This window comes from Galactobacter sp., from assembly GCF_022712295.1.
In the GTDB taxonomy this organism is placed as follows: domain Bacteria; phylum Actinomycetota; class Actinomycetes; order Actinomycetales; family Micrococcaceae; genus Galactobacter.
Window position 1 is genome coordinate 1 of sequence record NZ_JALAGT010000179.1, and the last position, 16,302, is coordinate 16,302.

Sequence of the window (16,302 nt, forward strand, 5' to 3'; positions counted from 1 at the left end):
CCCTAGATCCCGGGTATCTGGGAATCACCTGGCAGTTAAGAAAAGCACTGGCTCTGGTTGTTCTGTGCTAGTAGAGTTAGTGCATGGAAGCGAATCGGGGGATCCGCTCAGGGGGACACACCACCTCAGGGGACCAGAAACCACAGCAGCAGGGGCAGGCCGCCCAAGCCGGGACACCTGCCGGCTGGGTGGCTGCCGCGCCCGGCACAACGGCCGAGGCCACGACATCGTCAGTCCCTGCCGGTATTACTTCCGCTTGTCGTGGTGATGCCAACCTGGCCATTGCACCTGCCGCAGGGGTGAGCGCGCCAAATGCCAAGGCGGCTAGTACTTCTGCTGCCAAGGGGCGCTCACTTGAAGATGAAATGCCTCGCCCGCCGGCAGCGTTGGCGGAGCTCAAAAGCCACGTCGCCTTGTTGAACGCCGAGGCTTTCGCCAGCTGGGGTGACGGCGAGGCGTTGGCCGGGCTGGCTGCGCTGGAAACGGTTAAGCGCATGATTGAGGCTCGTCAAGCCCTGCTCACCACCCACATAGTCCAGGCCCGCTGCTTGGCCGCGGAAGCGGCCGAACGCTCGGTCAGGAACGTCCCCGCCGAGGTCGGTAAGGACCTCGGGTTGGCGCGGAAACTGAACGGGTCCCGGGCCCGCCACCTCGTGGACCTCGCCTCCGAATGCCCGGACCAGGCCCCACAGACCTTCCGACTCTGGGTGGACGGGAAAGTATCCGAGGAGCAAGCCCTGACCCTCTTCAAGCACACCTCCTTATTGACCCCGGCCGGCCGTTCCGAAGCCGACGACACCCTGGCCGAAGACCTCCCCAACCTCGGGTTACGGGAACTGCGCAAACGCCTCGACGGTGTGGTCGCCCAACTCGAACCAGAATTGGTCGCCGAACGCCGCAAGAAAGCCGCCGAACAACGCCGGGCAGGATTCACCTACCGGCCCGACGGGATGATGAACCTCAACGCCCTCCTCCCCGGAATCGCGGGTCAGGCGATGGAAACCATCCTGTCCACGTACGCCCGCTCCAAGCGACACGGCAAGGACGGACATGATGAGGATGAACGCACCCAGGACCAACTCAAGGCCGACCTCCTCACCGCGTTGGTGATCGGCTGGGCCAAAGCGACCAAGGGAGTCCCCGACGAGTTCCTGAAAACCCACCACATCGGCTGCGGCGGACAACCAGGCCACCCCTGCACCCAAACACCCGAAGTCAGCGCCGATGGGAACGCAGCAGGGGAGTCCTGCGCACCGACCATTGGATTCGGCGACGTCGAAACCGTCGGGGACCTCTTCAGCCAGCTCGTCCCTGAAGATGACGGGACCAGTGCGCCTGGACAAGCGGTGCCGGTGGCGATGGAGTACGACCCCACACTCGGACTGCTGCTCCCGGCCGGTGTGGGTGTCCACGTCAACCTGGTGATGACCGACCTAGCGGCCTTCGGGATCACGGACCAACCGGCGCAGATCTTCGGTCTGGGCCCCTACCCGGCCGAGATGGCGAGGGAACTCATCCACACCGCCCACACCAGACACGCGGCCACGTTGCGGCGGTTGTACACGGAACCGACCAGTGGGGCGTTGATGCGAATGGAATCCACCGCCCGCACCTTCCCCGACGGGCTGGGCAAGATGCTCGCCCTCCGCGATGGGCACTGCCGATACCCGTTCTGCGACGCCCCCATCAGACACCTCGACCACATCCAACGCCACGCAGACGGTGGCCCCACCAGCTACTCCAACGGCCAAGGACTCTGCGCCAGACACAACCTCCTCAAAGAAGCAGACGGAACCACCACCGAACCCGAACCCAGCACTCATTCCGAACCCAGCACGCCGGACGACATCAGTCTCTGTGGACAGGGCAGCAGCGCTGTCGCAGGTCGGGACACCGGTCGTGGCGGAGGCGTCATCGATACCGAAATCGGTACGCAAGCCGCACGAGACGACGATGCCAACAACCCCAGCGGTCAACGCGGCCGCGAGATCCTGGGCGGCGGCGCCATCCTCACCGTCCTGTCCAACGGCATGAAGTTCACCTCACCGACCCGGGCCTTCCCCACCGAATCCCCGATGTCCGTGGCGGAGGATCACTACTGGCGCGGCTACCGCGAAGGACGAGGCGACCAACGCCAACAACAAGCCGAGCGCGAACACGACCTCCAACGCCAAGAAGACGTCATCTTCGCCGCAGAAGACCACCTCAAGCAGATGGCCGACGCACTTCTGGGACACGGCACCGCATAGTTGCTTCGGAACCCCATACGCCTCGGCCCAGCCACACAGAGAACGACGCCGCTCAGCAGGAGGTCAGGACAAGTGTGCGATGGGTAGCGCTGGGTATGGCGGGTAGGTGGGCCAGTTGGTCAGTGGGTAGGTGGATAGGTATCCGGGCCAGCTCAGCCGCACTGGCGAGAGTTGGACTCAACCCCGCCAGCGCAGGCCGGAGGGCAACGTTCCGAACCCTGCGCCGACCAGAGCCCGAGCCAACGGCGTATCGAGGATCGGCAGGCCGTTGACCTTGTTCATCGACAACTTCTGCACCCGCGCAGTCCGCAGGCACCGCACCAACTCAGGCGCAGCCGCAGCGAGCACCGACTCCGACGCGTCGAAGCACAGCACCGTCTTCCCGCCTCGTTCGACATAGAGCACGAGTTCACCATCGACCAGCACCACGATGGCACCGGCCTTACGCCCGGGACGATGACCTGTAGCCGCGGTAGTAGCTCCGTCAGCAACAGGCAGGGCGGGCCACGGAAGTGCCGCCCCGTATGGATTCGCTGGGTCGCATGCGGACAACGCCAGGGCAATCGGTGCCGATGCCCGCGCCTCATCCTCACGCGAATGACTTCGCAGACGATCCACAGTGGCAGGCATCGAGAACTGGGCGGCACCGAGCCGTTCCACGAAGTATCCGCGCCGTGCCAAACCGGAGTCCTCCATGCGGGCGAGCACCTTGTAAAGCATCCCGAATCCACCAGGAATCTCCTCGGCCTCGACGCTGCCCTTGGTCAGCACGCCGTACCGGTCCAGCAGGACCTCCGCTGTCGCATGGGCACGAACGGTTGGATCCGCCTCCGGAGACGGTAGCAGCGACCAACGCCCCTGCGCCGCGGGTGAAGCGATCACCGCACGGCCGCTTCCACGCCGGTCTATGCCTAGCGACGCCTGTCCGGCTGCCGCACCGGTCTCGCCGTGATCTTCGGTCCCGCCGGGCCGCAGCCCGGTACCGGCCCCGCGTGAGCGGAGCCCGCGCACATGGCCGAAGCGTGCACTGCGTGCGCGGGGTTCGGGCTGACGGTGATGTGCTCCGCCCCGCGATGATGACTTCGATCTGGACGATGCGCCTGACCCTGCCAGCAGCCCACGAACCGGGGCGAAGGTGTCGTTGGTGACGTATCCGGCCCACACCAGGTCCCAGAGTGCGGCGGCAAGATCCGTCTCGGTCACGAAGGCCGCGGACCCTGGATCCACGGAAGGATCGGCGCCGGACGCGTTCAATAGCGTGGCGAGCTGTCCCAGGAACCAGCCGCCACCACCCGCGAGCGCATCCATCACACGCTGATGCAACTCGCCGGGTTGGAAGGTCTCGGAGCGGCGCAGCGTCAACGGCGCCGAATCGGTGAGGTGCAACGCAATCCAACCGTCGTTCCCCGCCAACGATCCCGCACCCGAGAAGAGCACCTCTCCGGAGGCCAGCAACTCATCCAACCATCCGGGTTGGTAGCCCCGAACGCGGGCGGGCAGAATGAAGCCCTCCCATGCCGAGGCGGGAATGGGCACCCCGGAGAGCTGTTCGATGACGAGCGCTACGCCATCGACGCCCTGGAGCTGCTGAGGTATGTATTGCCAATCGGGCATAAAACGGGCCAGGGCCCCGGACTCGACCGGCTCCACCTCGGCCCGAAGCGCAGCGAGGGAGCGCGCGCGGATCCGACGGAGGATGGTGGTCTCGCACCACTCGGTCTCGCCCGCCGGAATGGGGCGGTACTCGCCGGCGGTGACGCGTTTCTCGTCGGCCAAGCGCAGCAACGTCTGGGTGACGACGGCAGAGGCCAGTCCCAGCCGAGACGCAGCCTCCGAGGCGGTAAAGGGCCCATGCGTGCGGGCGTACCTGCCCACCAGGTCACCCAGTGGATCGGGGACGGGCTCCACGAAGGCTATGGGGACGCCCATCGGTAGGGCGACTCCCAACGCATCGCGGAGTCGCGCGGCGTCCTCTATGGCCGCGAAAACGGGGCGCCCGTTGATCTGGACGGCCAAGGCACGACGGGCGGTGACCAGTTCGGAGGCCCAAGCCGCCGCCTGTGCGCTGGTGGCGTGCGTGTCGTCCGTGTCGTACATGTCGTCCGTGTTGTGCAGGGCGGAGACCACATCCGTGTCGTTGGGCATCTGCGAACCCTCGGACATCCCCCCTTGCAGCCGTTCGGCGAGTTCATCGGCGGACAACGGGCCCAACAGCCGGAGCAGGTCCGCCACGCCTTCCAACCCCTTGAGCCGCCGGTCCGGCGTCAGACGCTGCGCCTGCGCCTCGACCTGGGCCACCGAATCGGCATCCAGCAGCTCCCGCAGTTCGTCCTGCCCCAACAAGGCGGACAGCAGTGTGGGATCCAAGGACAACGCGGCCGCCCGTCGCTCGGCCAACGGCGAATCGCCCTCGTACAAGAACTGGGCAACGTAGCCGAACAACAGCGACTGAGCGAAGGGACTCGGGGTGGCGGTATCCACCTCGACGGCACGGATCTTGCGTGAACTCAGGGCGGAGGCGACCTGGTGCAGGGCCGGCAGATCGTACACGTCCTGCAGACACTCGCGGACGGTCTCCAGGATGATGGGGAACTGCGGGTATTTGGCGGCGACGGCCAGCAGTTGCGAGGAGCGTTGTCGCTGTTGCCACAGCGGTGTGCGTTTGCCAGGATCGCGGCGGGGAAGCAGTAGCGCGCGGGCTGCGCACTCGCGGAATCGTGCAGCGAACAGCGCGGACGCTCCGACCTCCTCCGTGACGATGGAACGCAATTCGTCCGCGTCGAAGAGGAAGAGATCCATGCCCGGGGGCTCGGCATCGGCCATGGGAACGCGCAGGACGATTCCGTCGTCTGCGGCCATGGCGGAGCCGTCCATGCCATATCGCTCATGTAAGCGCGCGCCGACGGCCAACGCCCACGGAGCATGCACAGGCATCCCGAATGGGGAATGCAGGATGACGCGCCAGTCACCCAGCTCGTCCTGGAAACGCTCCAACACCAGCGTGGTATCCGACGGGACCGTGGTGGTGGACTCCGTCATGTCCCGCAGGTAGGCCAGCAGGTTGTCCTGGGCCCACTCGTCCAGGCCGATGTCGGCCAGCCGCGTCCGCGACTCGGCCTCGGGCGCCTGCGCCAGCTCACGCTGGAAACGACCCTGCGCCACACCGAGTTCGTACGGGCGCCCCAGCCCGTCGCCATGCCAGAACGGCAGCTTCCCGGGCTGACCGAATGCGGGGGACACCAAGACTCGGTCGTGGGTGATGTCCTCGATCCGCCAGCTCGTGGCCCCGAGCGCGAAGACGTCGCCCACGCGGGACTCGTAGACCATCTCCTCGTCCAGCTCACCCACGCGTTTGCCGCCCTTGGCGGCAGCCCCGGGCGCATCGGTGGACTCGTCCGATCCGGCCAGGAAGACCCCGAAAAGGCCCCGATCCGGGATGGTCCCCCCGGACGTCACCGCGAGGCGTTGTGCCCCTGGCCGTCCCTCGATGGTTCCGCCGTCGCGGTCCCAGAGGATGCGCGGGCGTAGTTCGGCGAACTCGTCCGACGGATACTTGCCGGAGAGCAGGTCAAGCGTGGCCTCGAAGGCCGAGCGTGGCAGGGACGCGAACGGCGCGGAGCCGCGTACGAGGTCGAAGAATTCCTCCACATCCACAGGTCCAAGCGCGCACGCGGCCACGGTCTGCTGTGCCAAAACGTCCAAGGGGTTGGTGGGGATGTGTAGGGCCTCGATCCGACCTGCCAGCATCCGTTCCACGGTGACGGCGGAGGAGATCAGGTCGCCACGGTGTTTGGGGAAGAACACGCCGCGGCTCGGTGCGCCCACCTGGTGCCCGGCGCGGCCCACGCGTTGTAGCCCGGACGACACGGATCCCGGAGCTTCCACCTGGACCACCAGGTCCACGAGCCCCATGTCGATGCCGAGCTCCAACGAACTCGTGGCCACCACGCACCGCAGGCGCCCTGCCTTGAGGTCGTCCTCGATCTCGGCCCTGCGTTCCTTGGACACGGAGCCATGGTGGGAGCGCGCCAGGACGTCGGGTGCGCCGGACGTCTGGCCCGCCTGGGCCATCATGTCGGCGGGCGTGCGTTTGGGGGCTATGCCCGACGACGTGAACTCGACTTCGCTGAGCACGTCGCCCAGGCTGGGCGGCACGGCGCCTTCGGCGCCGTTTCCGGCGGGAGCCAGCCACACGTCGTCGGGCATTTCTGCGTTCGGCTCGGGGGTTTGTCTGCCCTCATGGATCTCATTCAGGCGACCCGTGAGCCGCTCGGCCAGACGACGCGAGTTCGCGAAGACGATGGTGGAGTTGTTGGCCTCGATCAGGTCGACGATCTGTTCCTCGATGTGTGGCCAGATGCTCGCACCGGCCTCGGGGGAGGATGCGGGACCCAGGTCGTGGGCGGAGGAGGCCGAGGGGAGATCGGCGAGGTCGGAGACGGGCACCGTGATGCTCAGGCCCCACTTCTTCACGGACTCGGGGGCCACGACGGCCACCGGACGCGAACCGCCCAAGAACCGAGCGACCTCGTGGCGTGGCTCCACCGTGGCGGAGAGGCCGATGCGCTGGGCAGGCTTCTTCAGCAACGCGTCGAGGCGTTCCAGACTCAGGGCCAGGTGAGCGCCGCGCTTGGTGCCGGCCACGGCATGGACCTCGTCCACGATCACCGTGTCCACGTTGCTCAGGGTCTCCCGTGCCTTGGACGTGAGCATCAGGTAGAGGGATTCTGGCGTTGTGATGAGTACGTCCGGCGGATGGGTCGCCAGCCGGCGACGAGTGGCCGGGTCGGTATCCCCGCTGCGGATGCCCACACTGACGTCGGGCGTGGAGACGCCGAGCCGGCGGGCGGTCTGCGTGATGCCGATCAGGGGAGAACGCAGGTTGCGTTCCACGTCCACGCCCAGGGCCTTCAGGGGCGAGATGTAGAGGACGCGGGTGCCCTGGTTCTCGTGCTTGGCCGCTGCGCGGGCGGCCTTGGAGGACAGGCTGTCGTGGTGAGGGATCGGTAAGGCGTCCTGGGTACCGTCCGAGTTCTCCGGTGGCTGAGCCTTGCGGATGAAGGAGTCCAGCGCCCAGAGGAATGCGGAGAGGGTCTTACCTGAACCGGTCGGGGCGATGACCAGTGCATGGTGGCCCTGCGAGATCGCATCCCAAGCGCCCACCTGAGCGGACGTTGGCGCGGGGAAGGCGCCCTGGAACCACTCCCGGGTGGCGGGCGTGAACTTGTCCAGGACGCTGCTGGAAACGGGATGTTGGGGCATGACGTCTCCAGGGTACGCAGGGACCCTGACCGGATGCCTGCTGCGGCGCGGACGTCAGGCGGTCAGGCCCTTCGGCGGATAAGGGTAGGCGGAGTCCGACCATGGCCTGTACCCCGGCAAGGTGAAGAGTTCCTTGATGATGGAGTCGATCTCGAACACGCAGCGTTGCCGCGAGAGCAATGGCGAGCGGTTGTGCACCCACACCCATATGCAGGAGGACAAGGACCTCAGCAGGTTGGGAGCAAGGTCGCCTCGCGGTTCTCCCGGCGCAGACCTGTCCACCTCCTCCTTCCGCTCATCCAAGGGGAGGTACTGCTCCCAGTGCACCATGTCGACCGGGTCGTTGACGGGGCGGAACAGCCCGGAAGCCGCCAACGGGTCGAACTCCTCCACCAGATCGGTGCGTCCGGCCAGTTCCGCGAAGAAGACCAGCGATGCGCCCGCATCGGCGTAGGTCCTGTTGGCAGAGATCCAGTAGGTCTCGGTGGGCAGTTCCAACAGGGGTCGCAGCCCGGCCGCGGCGCGATCGAGTTCTCCGTAGATGCAGAGGATCTCCACCACCGGGGAGATTCGGGCCAGGGTGTCATCCTTGTGGATCGGGAAATCCCTCAACGGCCGCAGGAAGGTCTTTCCCAACTGCTTGCTGATGTGGCGGCTCAGCCCTTCCAGATCGAATCCGGCCACCACCTGAGGTGAGAGTTGCGCGCTCAGCGTGCGCAGCATGCCCGGCTTGATCTTGGGCAGTGGTTCCTCTTGGTCGAAGAGATGGATGCTGTAACCCAGCCTGTCCACCGGGGAGTCAGGGGCGGGCCACTGCTCTGGTACGAACCGCGGCGCCAAAGGTGGTTCCGGGAACTGCAGGTCCTCTGCGACGGCTGCTGCCCGGGGGTGGTGGTAGGGAGCGAACGGGATGACCTCCAGGAGTCGGTCGCATGGACCAGGGCGCGGTGTTCCCTCAGGTCGCGGTTCTCGCGTTCCCAGGGACGATCGTCCGGGTTGGTCTCGAAGACGGTGTTGGCGTAGATGAAGGCCCCGCTCTCCCTGGCGGAAGGGGTAGGCGATGCGCCTTCTTCGATGAAGCGTCGCACCAGATTGCTGTAGCGGGTGTTCTCGATCCCGTCCGTGGCCACCAGGTCGGCGACCCTGGCCAAGGACAGGTCCATCAGGGTGGAGCCGTCCTCGCTGCGGGCAGCTGGCGAATAGTCCTCCAAAAATGCCGTTGCGGCGAAGGGGTTCTCGGCGACGCGGGCAATCACGTCTGAGGGGATCCGATCTTGATGCGCTGAACTCATGCAGTGAGTCTGCCAAAGTCCCCCGGAGCACGTCAGGAACAGAGCATGTGAAGAAACGAAACGGCCCGCCGCAACCGGCCCACACCAGTGGGGCCGACCACGACGGGCCGCAACGAAATGGCGCGGGTCAGTGCCAGGACGGCGTCTGATCAACCTCTTCACGCTTGCCGGACCACGTGGTGTGGAACGTGCCCTCACGATCCACACGCTTGTACGTGTGGGCGCCGAAGAAGTCGCGCTGGCCCTGCACCAGTGCTGCGGGAAGCCGCTCGGAGCGCAGGCCGTCGTAGTAGGCCAGCGAGGAGGAGAACGCGGGAGCAGGGATGCCGTTCTGCGTCGCGGCCACGACCACACGGCGCCATGCGTCCTGTGCGGACTCGAGGTGCGCGCGGAAGTAAGGGGCCAGCAGCAGGGCGGGCAGATCCGGGTCGGCCTCGTACTCGTCGGTGATGGTGTTCAGGAACTGGGCACGGATGATGCAGCCGGCGCGCCAGATCTTCGCGATCTCACCCTTGTCGATGTCCCAGTCGTACTTGTCCGCACCGGCAACGATCTCGTCGAAGCCCTGCGAGTACGCAATGATCTTGGAGGCGAAGAGGGCCTTACGGACGTCCTCGATGAACCCGTCCACGTCGGAGACACGCTTGGGCGTGGGGCCGTCCAGACCGAGTGAGGCGGCACGCTGCTCGGAGGCCGAGGACAATGAACGGGCGAAGGTGGCCTCGGCGATGCCGGTGACAGGCACCCCCAGGTCCAGGGCGTTCTGCACGGTCCAGGCGCCGGTGCCCTTGGCGCCGGCGGCGTCCAGGATCACGTCCACGAGCGGCTTGCCGGTCTTGGCGTCCACCTGCTTGAGGACCTCTGCGGTGATCTCGATCAGGTAGGAGGAGAGCTCACCCTGGTTCCAGGTGGTGAAGATGTCCGCGATCTGTGCGGGCGTCTTGCCTGTGCCGCGGCGGATCAGATCGTAGGCCTCGGCGATGAGCTGCATGTCTGCGTACTCGATGCCGTTGTGCACCATCTTCACGAAGTGTCCGGCACCGTCGGTGCCGACGTGGGTCACGCAGGGGGAACCGTCGTCGGCGCGGGCCGCAATGGACTCGAGGATGGGGCCGAGGGTGGTGTAGGACTCCGCTGACCCGCCGGGCATGATGGACGGGCCGTTGAGCGCGCCCTCCTCGCCGCCCGAGATGCCGGTCCCGACGAAGTGCACGCCGGTCTCACGGATGCGGGACTCTCGGGCAATGGTGTCCTGGAAGTTGGCATTGCCACCGTCCATGATGATGTCGCCGGGCTCGAAGACACGCAGCAGTTCATCGATGACGGCATCGGTTCCCTTGCCGGCCTGCACCATGATGATCGCGGTGCGCGGGGTGGCCAGGGAGGCGGCGAACTCTTCGTAGGAGAAGCTCGGGATGAAGCCGGCCTCGGGGTGGGAGGACACGAGCTCGTCGGTGCGGGAACGGGAGCGGTTGAACACCGCCACCGTGTTGCCCTTGCGGGAGGCCAGGTTCCGGGCCAGGTTGGAGCCCATCACCGCCAGTCCCACGACGCCGATGTTCGCCTGTGCGTCAGCCATCAGTACTTCTTCCTTAGGTGGTCGTGGATTCTCGAGCGGCACTCGAGCGATATGTGGTGGTCCCGGTGGGGTCACCATGGTCCAGCGTAATGCCGAATGCTGATTCAACCAGGTCTGTGCGTCGTCGTCAGGTACATGACCTCGAACGGCGTACGTCGGCACGAATTCGCAACAGTGACGTTCGCACCGGCACGTATTCGCGTCGGTCCCTTGGGCGCCGGTCCCATGGCTCGGGGACCTAGACGTGGTGGTAGGAACCGCCGGAGGAAATCTCCTGCGCTCGGTAGATCTGCTCCGTCAGCATCAGTCTCACCAATTGGTGGGGGAAGACCAGCTCGGAGAGGGACCACACCAGGTCGGCTCGGGCGTGGACGGACTGGTCAACGCCGTATGCGCCGCCGATGATGATGGTGATGTGGGCGCCGCGGTCCAGCCGTGCGCGTAGGTTCTTGGCGAGTCCGGGGGAGGAGAGCATCTTGCCGCGTTCGTCCAGTAACACGACGTGCTCGGAGTCCTTGATCTTGGCCAGCAGCCGCCCCGATTCCTCGGTGCGGGCGGCGTCCTCCTGACGGGAGGAATGCGGGATCAACTGGAAGCTGAGGTCCCACGGCTTCTTGAGGCGCTTCGAGTAGCGCTCGATCCCTTCGGTGACCCAGGATTCGTGTTTCTTGCCGACGGCCAGGACGCGGATGCTCACGATGCCCATTCTTTCATCCGGCGTGGTGGTCGGGGTGGATGCGCGTCAGGCCGCGCCCTGGAGGGGCGCGGCCTGACGTTCATGATGCCCGACGTCGTGTGGTCGGGTCAGCGGGTCACTTTCCCCAGCGCTCGGCGGTGGAGATGAGGGAATTCAGGGTGTTCTCGATCTCGCCCGCGCGCCGCTCCAGCGGTGCAACGCCCTCTGGGCCGAAGTCCGTGAACAGGCCGAGTGAAACGGTGGCGCGGATGTCGATCATGTCGAAGTTGGCCACGATCTGGCGCCACTGCTCCACTGCACGCACGCCGCCGTCCGCACCGTAGGACACGAAGGCGATGACCTTGGACCGCCACTCGTTGCTCAGGAAGTCCGTGGCGTTCTTCAGTGCGCCGGGGACGCCATGGTTGTACTCGGGGGTGACGAGGACGTAGGCGTCGAACTCGGAGATCTTGGCGCTCCAGGCGCGGGCGGCCTCGGTGGTGTGCTCCTCCAGCATTCCCGGGGGGACGTCCTCGTAGGCCGGAAGGTCGAAGTCGGCCAGGGGGACAACCTCGAACGTGACATCGTCGCGGCCCAGCTTCGCGGCGGCCTCTTCGATCCAGCGGGTGACATGTGCGGAATTGCGGCCCTTACGAACGGAGCCGGAGATGATGGCGACCTTCATGGACGTCCTTTCTCGAGAACCAAAGTAGTTGATACGTCATCAACGTACACCCGAAAGGCTTTGGTTGTCACGTCAACTTTGCGGAGGTCTGGGTCACGCCCGGCCGCGCGCAGCAGGTCAGGCCACCGGCCGCTCCGGATCCCGGGCCTTGACCAGGACGATTCCCGCCAGGATCACCAGACCCCCCACCAGCTGCCACCCGGTCAGCGCCTCTCCGAGGATGACCCAGGCCGTGATCGTGGAGAACGGCACCTCCGTGAGGTTGGCGAAGGACCCCAACGTGGGCCCCAGGTGGCGCAGGCCGATGAGACCCAGCCAGTACGCGCCCGCCGTGGTGAACAACAGCAGCAGCGCAGGCACCCACCAGGACACCGCGAACCCCGCGAAGTCCACGTCGGCCACGACGAATTCAGCAGGGGTGAGCTTGGTCAGCGTCGTGATCACTGCAACCACGGCGCCCACGGCCATGCCGAGCCCGGTGAAGGCGATGGGAGGCAGGTTGATGGACTGATTGGAGGAGACCATGAAGTATCCGGCCATGCAGCCGGCGGCCGCCACGGCGAGCGCCAGACCCAGCCAGCTCATCCGAGCGCCACGGAAATCCAGGACCAGCATCATGCCCACCAGGCACACCACCAGCCCTGCGCAGATCACCGCACCGGGGAAGCGTCTGGTCCGCAGCCATACCCAGACAACGATCAGAACGGGCGCGCCCATCATCTCCACGAGCACCGCCACGGCGACGCTCAAGTGCTCAAGGGCTAGGAAGAAGAAGATCTGCACGCCGGCCATGGCCACGATCCCGTAGCCCATGATGGCTTTCCACCGGCGTCTGACCTCGTCCCAGCGCCCACGCAGGGCGAGCAGGGTCGGGGCGGAGAGCAAGGCCGTGGCCCCTGCCAGCCGTAGCAGGGCCACTGACCCCGGGGGCCAACCGATCCCGTAGAGCACTTTGGCCAGCGGCCCGGACGCGGCGAAGAGATAGGCGGAGAGCAGTAGGGCCGTCAGACCCAGGAGCACGTTTCGTTGCACTCCGTCCCCCCATTCATTCCCAGATGATCTGCATGTGCTCCTGGACGCCTTCGACGTCACCGTCTGCGCGGACGGCGTCCGGACCCGCGGCGGCCAACGATACGGCTTGAACTCTAGCGCCCTGCGGCGTCCCGACCATCCGCACCTGGGCCACCAAGGTCCCGTGCCCACAAGGGATGACCCACCGCAGGGTTCCCGGAGTCGGGGCCGCGGTGACGCGGGTGTGCAGCTGACCCGCCTCGGAGACGTCCCCCAGCCGTTGCACCATGGTCCGCAGTCGTTGTGCCCTGACGTCGGCAGGGACGTTGCGCAGCACATTGCGGGTGAACAGATCGGTCAGCGCTTCCCAACCGTCGGGCTCGAGGAGAGCACCCGCGCGCAGCTCGGTATCCAGCCGCTGCGCGGCGTCCACCGTGGCGGCCCATGGCCGGATCCTGCCCGACGGCGCGTCCACGGCTTCCAGCACGTGTGTCAGTATCTGCCCCGCCACGGCGGAGCCGGAGAACTCGTCCGAGTTCCCGAAGACCACCACCCCGATCCCGGTGGTGGGGTGCCAGCGCATGTGGGAGGAGAAACCTGGGAGCCCTCCGGCATGTTGAACCACGCGGCCGAAACGGTGGTCCAGTTCCACGACGAGGCCGTAGCCGTAGCCTGCAGCATCCAGGGTCCGGCCACCGAGCTGGTAGCCGTCCGTCGGCATGAGGGTGTGCCCGGTCTGCATGCGGCGGCGCGCTGCAGCAGGCAGCACGGATTCGAAGGCGGGATCGCGGTCGGCCGCCTCGTCGAACGCCGAACCGAGGAAGTGCATCCACGTGGCGATGTCGTCCACCGTGGAGAACAGGGACCCGATGCAGCCCAAGGCGCCGGTACCGACATAGGGCTCGGACATGAAACTCTCGCCGCCATCGAAGGTGCGCCAGCCCGTGGCCAGGTCGGCCGCGTCCGGGTAGTCCTCGGCGTAGGCGTGAGTCCCGGTCAACCCCAGCGGCGTCAGGATGCGTTCCGCGACGACCTCCTCCACCGGGTGCCCCGTCACGGCTTCCACGGCACGGCCAAGGACGGAGATGCCCAGATTGGAGTACTCGTATTCCGTTCCCGAGTGCGAGGACAGGTTCAGCCCGGAATCCACCAGGGTCGTGGCCCATGCGCGGGACTCGCCCAGGTGGTCGTCCCCGAACGGGTTGTCCTCACCCAGGCCGCCGCGGTTGGCGAGAAGTTCGCCCAGTGTGGCGTCGAAACCTTCGGCCGTGGGGCCGGGCAGGGCGGCACCGGCCAGGCCAGGCACGTACGCGGAGGCCGGAGAACCCAGGTCAAGGGCTCCCTCGTCGACCAGCGACATCACCGTGGCGGCCAGGAAGGACTTGGACATGGAGGCGATGCGGAAGACGGTGTCCCGCGTCGTGGCCTGCCCGTCCCGGCGTGGTTCGCCGAGCGCACGGACGGCGACGACGCGCCCCCGGTGCGTCACGGCGGCCAGGCACGCGGGTGCAGACCTTGCGACCTCAGGGGTGAGGGCGATGTCGAACGCCGCCCCGGCCGCCCCGCTCAGTTGCGGGTCATGCTCGCTGGGCGAACCGGTCATGCGCCGGCTCCAGGTGTCGTCGCGGGGACGGAGGCCGCCTGGAACCGACGCACCGATGCGGCAAACGCGGCGACCATGTCCCGCGCCGCGGCGGTGTTGGCCGGGTCGGCCTGCTGGGCGAGGTGGATCAGCTCGGTCAGATCCAACCCGTCCTCACGCATCGCGGCGTCGTCCCACGCGGCCAGGTTCTCTGCGCTGGCCTCCGGGTGGAACTGCACGCCCCGGACGTTGTTCCCCAGGCGGAAAGCCTGATTCGCGATCGCGTCGGAGGATGCCAGGAGGACGGCGTCCGGCGGTAGTTCCGTGATCATGTCCTCGTGGTTCTCGATCATGGGAGAGCCCTCTCCCAAGGCCGCGATCACGGGATCGATGGCGCCGTCGAAGGTGGGGGTGATCTGGGTGGCGCCGCGTTCGACGGGGCCGGTCTTCGCCGCGACTCGGCCTCCGGCGACATGGGCCAGCAGCTGCCCGCCCAAGCAGATGCCCAGGGTGGGTAGATCCAGGTCGATGGCCTGAGTGGCCAGGGCCCGTTCGGCGGGCAGCCACGGTGCCGCAGCGTCGTCGTTCGGCATGAGGCCGCCCCCGAGCATGATCAGGCCGGCCGAGTCACCCAAGTCCTCCGGCAGGCCGTCCTTGCCCCGGACCACGCGCGTCTCGATGCCTTCGTCCTCCAGCCATTCGGCCAGGCGACGGGGCCCGGACTGATCGGAATTGATCACGATCATCACCGTCGGGGAGCTCATGCCTGCTGTTCCTCCTCCTGCGCTGACTTATCCTCTGCTGGTGCCGGTTGTTCTTCTGCCGGCGCCGGCTGGTCCTGAGCAGTGCGTGCACTCACGTCCACGGCCGGTGCGATCGCGGTGCCGGCCGGCGGCGGGGCCGTGCCTTCCATGAAGGCCATATGGGCTGGATCGTTGGCCTCGAGCACGCGGAGCGCGTTCCCGTGGGCGACGGCCTCGAGATCCGACGTGGACCAACCGCGGGTGCGCAGTTCACCCAGGAGGCTCTGATAGCCGGAAACATCGTCAAGGCCGGTAGGCATCGCATCCGTACCGTCGTAGTCCGCGCCGAGCCCCACCACCTCGATGCCACCCACCTCACGCAGGTGGTCCAGGTGATCGGCAACGTCCGTGATGCCCACCAACGGTGCCTCGCCCTGCTCCCCGTCCAGCACCCAGTCCCGGCGAGCCTGAGACACGAAGGAAGGAACGAAGGCACACATGACGACGCCGCCGTCGGCGGCGATCCTGGACACCACGTCGTCGGGCACATTCCTGGGATGGTCGCAGAGCGCCAGCGCCGCGGAGTGGGACACCATGACGGGCAACGTGGAGACGTCCAGGGCGTCCCGCATGGTGGCGGGGGAGACGTGGGCCAGGTCCACGACCATGCCGATCCGGTTCATCTCCGCGACGACGTCTCGGCCGAAGTCCGTGAGTCCGTCATGACGGGCGTCATCGGTCGCCGAATCAGCCCAGTCGGTGGTCAGCGACCACGTCAGCGTCATGTAGCGGGCGCCGGCCCGTGCATAGGAGCGGAGTACGCCGAGCGACCCGCCGATCTGGTCCCCGCCCTCGATCCCGATCAGGCTCGCGGTGCGCAGCGTGGCGGCGATCCGGCGCACGTCGGCGGCGGTCCGTGCACGCCCGAGGTGTCCCGGGTACGCCTCGATGAAGCGGTTGACCCAGTCGATCTGCTCCAGCGTGGCGGTGACCTGCTCCGCGCCGCGCAGTTCGGGATCCACCCACACCGACCAGAACTGGCCGCGCACGCCGCCCTCCGCCAGCCGTGGGAGGTCGGTGTGCAGGGACGGCTGATGGGTGTCCAGGCCGTCCACCCGGTAGCCGCGGGACTCGCGGCTGTGCCAGGCCAGGTCGTTGTGTCCGTCGAGGACGGGAATCATGTGTCTCCTGCCGTGCCGGTGTCGGTGAGGGTGCGGTTGAGG

The 16,302-nt window shown here is 66.9% G+C and carries 10 protein-coding genes; 1 reads left to right on the top strand and 9 read right to left on the bottom strand.

Translation table 11 applies throughout. The features are described 5' to 3' along the window. The first annotated feature begins 83 nt into the window (after positions 1–83). Positions 84–2,249 carry an HNH endonuclease signature motif containing protein gene (locus Q0A15_RS12895; protein ID WP_291279933.1) on the top strand — a complete coding sequence of 722 codons (2,166 nt, stop codon included), beginning with the start codon at positions 84–86 and terminating at the stop codon, positions 2,247–2,249. A gap of 177 nt (positions 2,250–2,426) precedes the next feature. Here the strand turns inward: Q0A15_RS12895 and Q0A15_RS12900 are convergent, their stop codons facing one another. The 9 genes from Q0A15_RS12900 to Q0A15_RS12940 form a co-directional block, all read right to left on the bottom strand. After that, positions 2,427–7,511, bottom strand: a complete 5,085-nt coding sequence (locus Q0A15_RS12900) for a crosslink repair DNA glycosylase YcaQ family protein (RefSeq protein ID WP_291279934.1) — start codon at positions 7,509–7,511, stop codon at positions 2,427–2,429. 54 nt (positions 7,512–7,565) lie between these two features. Continuing rightward, complete coding sequence (locus Q0A15_RS12905; RefSeq protein WP_291279935.1) at positions 7,566–8,351, bottom strand: hypothetical protein; 786 nt, start codon at positions 8,349–8,351, stop codon at positions 7,566–7,568. A gap of 579 nt (positions 8,352–8,930) precedes the next feature. Next, complete coding sequence (gene gndA, locus Q0A15_RS12910) at positions 8,931–10,382, bottom strand: NADP-dependent phosphogluconate dehydrogenase (protein ID WP_291279936.1); 1,452 nt, start codon at positions 10,380–10,382, stop codon at positions 8,931–8,933. A 238-nt stretch (positions 10,383–10,620) separates the two neighbouring features. Then, positions 10,621–11,079 carry a 23S rRNA (pseudouridine(1915)-N(3))-methyltransferase RlmH gene (locus Q0A15_RS12915; RefSeq protein WP_291279937.1) on the bottom strand — a complete coding sequence of 153 codons (459 nt, stop codon included), beginning with the start codon at positions 11,077–11,079 and terminating at the stop codon, positions 10,621–10,623. 115 nt (positions 11,080–11,194) lie between these two features. After that, positions 11,195–11,743, bottom strand: coding sequence for an NADPH-dependent FMN reductase (locus Q0A15_RS12920; protein ID WP_291279938.1), 549 nt, complete (start codon positions 11,741–11,743; stop codon positions 11,195–11,197). A gap of 117 nt (positions 11,744–11,860) precedes the next feature. Next, positions 11,861–12,775 (bottom strand): DMT family transporter, encoded by a 915-nt coding sequence (locus Q0A15_RS12925; RefSeq protein WP_291279939.1) that lies wholly within the window; start codon positions 12,773–12,775, stop codon positions 11,861–11,863. A 13-nt stretch (positions 12,776–12,788) separates the two neighbouring features. Beyond that, positions 12,789–14,357, bottom strand: a complete 1,569-nt coding sequence (locus Q0A15_RS12930; protein ID WP_291279940.1) for a serine hydrolase — start codon at positions 14,355–14,357, stop codon at positions 12,789–12,791. Further along, positions 14,354–15,100, bottom strand: a complete 747-nt coding sequence (locus tag Q0A15_RS12935) for a type 1 glutamine amidotransferase (RefSeq protein ID WP_291279941.1) — start codon at positions 15,098–15,100, stop codon at positions 14,354–14,356. Before Q0A15_RS12935 ends, Q0A15_RS12930 begins: the two co-directional genes overlap by 4 nt. Then, positions 15,097–16,260 (bottom strand): dipeptidase, encoded by a 1,164-nt coding sequence (locus Q0A15_RS12940; RefSeq protein ID WP_291279942.1) that lies wholly within the window; start codon positions 16,258–16,260, stop codon positions 15,097–15,099. Before Q0A15_RS12940 ends, Q0A15_RS12935 begins: the two co-directional genes overlap by 4 nt. Positions 16,261–16,302: the final 42 nt, after the last annotated feature.

What these genes read in the sequence shown, in the direction of transcription:
- Q0A15_RS12895 (WP_291279933.1), top strand. Translation starts at nt 84, where the DNA reads ATGGAAGCGAATCGGGGGATCCGCTCAGGGGGACACACCACCTCAGGG.
- Q0A15_RS12900 (WP_291279934.1), bottom strand. Translation starts at nt 7,511, where the DNA reads ATGCCCCAACATCCCGTTTCCAGCAGCGTCCTGGACAAGTTCACGCCC.
- gndA (WP_291279936.1), bottom strand. Translation starts at nt 10,382, where the DNA reads ATGGCTGACGCACAGGCGAACATCGGCGTCGTGGGACTGGCGGTGATG.
- Q0A15_RS12920 (WP_291279938.1), bottom strand. Translation starts at nt 11,743, where the DNA reads ATGAAGGTCGCCATCATCTCCGGCTCCGTTCGTAAGGGCCGCAATTCC.
- Q0A15_RS12930 (WP_291279940.1), bottom strand. Translation starts at nt 14,357, where the DNA reads ATGACCGGTTCGCCCAGCGAGCATGACCCGCAACTGAGCGGGGCGGCC.
- Q0A15_RS12935 (WP_291279941.1), bottom strand. Translation starts at nt 15,100, where the DNA reads ATGAGCTCCCCGACGGTGATGATCGTGATCAATTCCGATCAGTCCGGG.
- Q0A15_RS12940 (WP_291279942.1), bottom strand. Translation starts at nt 16,260, where the DNA reads ATGATTCCCGTCCTCGACGGACACAACGACCTGGCCTGGCACAGCCGC.